Below are 764 nucleotides of genomic sequence, written 5' to 3'. Positions count from 1 at the left end.
GCCGTCCTTCAGAACGTTCATCATCCGCTCTTTCTGATTCAGCGCATAGTTGATCGCTGTGCCAAGTTTGCCATACGCAGTTAGAGATTCACACCAGTCAAAAAAGGCTTCAAGCTTCGGCTTCACTAATTCTAGGCGCTGGTCATACCGTTCGCTAACAGATAAGTCCTTGAGGGACTTATCCAACGCAAACAATTCGTTACATAGCGTGACTCCCTTATGAGCGACACTCTTACTGGAATAGTTCTGTGGACGTGCGTCATAGAACTTCCGTCTGATATGTGCCAGACAGGCGATCATTGTCATCCCTGGAAGATTATTGTACCCGGAGAACCCGTCACTATGTAGAAATCCAGTGTACTTTTTTAAAAAATCTCTAGGGACAGATCCGCTGCGTGATGGACCAAGCTTGTAGATATGTATGGCACGTTCACTGTATTTGCCGGTACTGAATAACCACATATAGGACTTTTGGCGGTCTTTGTCATTCAGTACTTTGAAGGTCGTTTCGTCGGCGTGTAGAACCTTCTGGTTCAACAGTTCTTGTCGCATGACAGCCACCAGAGCTTCGAAATAATACTGGGACGTTTTAATGTGCCAGTTCGTAATGGTATGCCGAGGGATTGGATAGCCAAGCAGATTCCAATAAGCCTCTTGGCGATAGCCAGGGACTTTTTGCTCGAATTTTTGATACATGGTTTCTGCTATCAGTGACGCAGAAGCGGCTGTGTTATTTAACGGAAGTCTGGGAATTTCAGATTTTG

The 764-nt window shown here is 45.5% G+C and carries 1 protein-coding gene; it reads right to left on the bottom strand.

Features of this window, described 5'->3' with window-relative positions; translation table 11 throughout:
* Nucleotides 1–764, bottom strand: a 764-nt coding sequence (gene tnpC, locus ACYQ2O_RS12520) for an IS66 family transposase (protein ID WP_459796743.1), incomplete at both ends; no start/stop codon positions are given.

The organism is Alkalibacterium sp. m-11 (assembly GCF_054658155.1).
The sequence above is the reverse complement of the archived record's forward strand: the minus strand, read 5'-3'. Positions and strand labels throughout refer to the sequence as shown.